The organism is Oleiphilus sp. HI0128 (assembly GCF_001635365.1).
Genome location: NZ_LWGG01001305.1, coordinates 1 through 990, shown reverse-complemented (window position 1 = coordinate 990; position 990 = coordinate 1). Strand labels below are relative to the sequence as shown.

1 protein-coding gene and 1 pseudogene are annotated in these 990 nt (G+C 43.6%); both read right to left on the bottom strand.

Annotation, left to right across the window (positions count from 1 at the left end):
* Positions 1–526: LemA family protein (locus A3763_RS21820; protein ID WP_068760512.1), on the bottom strand; the 526-nt coding region annotated here is incomplete at its 3' end.
* A gap of 112 nt (positions 527–638) precedes the next feature.
* Positions 639–990, bottom strand: a pseudogene (locus A3763_RS29045) (phosphoserine aminotransferase); the annotation flags it as partial.

The following is a 990-nucleotide window of genomic DNA, read 5'->3' as shown; positions in this document are numbered from 1 at the left end:
TGTGACTAAAGCTGGTAGCAAAAAGGTTTTGAGGGAAGCTTTGACGATATTGATTATATTCAGTAACTGAATCATTAAAGGACTGACGCGCAAAGGACACACGATTCTCGGTGCTAGTCAGCTCTTCAGAAAGCTGGCTCATGTTATCACTAGCCTTCAGTTCCGGATAAGCCTCTACAGCCACATTTAGACTTCCTAAAGCACTTTGTAATAAACCTTCACTTTTAGCAAGTTCCTGCAACGCTCCCGCACTAGAAGGATTAGCGGATGCTGCTTTAAGGCCTGCCAGAGCTTGATTACGAGCCGATATAACCGCTTCCAGCGTTTCACGCTCATGTGTTAGATAAGCCTTAGCCGTCTCGACTAGATTAGGAATCAAGTCATAACGACGCTTAAGCTGAACTTCAATTTGAGAGAAAGAGTTTTGATAGCGATTTTTTAAAGCTACCAAGGTATTGAAAATACGAATGATATAAAAAATCGCAAAAATGATAATGAAGGCTGTTACTAAACTGCTGATATCCATATTTAATCCCGTCACTTGGCGCACCAGTTACAGTGCAATATTCAATTGATCGAGATATCCCTATAAGCAAAAACAGTATAGGCGCATTAAGCGCCTAGCTCCTATCTTTTACTTAAGCTTGCGAGCTATGATAGGCCCACTCAAGCCAAGGCATAAGCGCGTCAACGTCGCTGCTCTCGATCGTACCTGCACACCAGATTCGTAGGCCATCAGGAGCATCGCGATATGAGCCTATATCGTAGGCTACACCTTCCTGCTCTAGCAATGCGACCATCTTCTTCAGTGCGTCTTTTTCTAAGTCTAGCACCAAACAAACACTTGTATTGGAACGAGTACTTTTATTTTCAGCCAAAAAGTGAATCCAATCATGCGCGTCAACAAAACGCTCAACAGCAGCCAAATTCTCTTCTGAGCGCTTGATCAAAGCAGGTACCCCGCCCAAGCCATCAACCCAGGATAAAGCA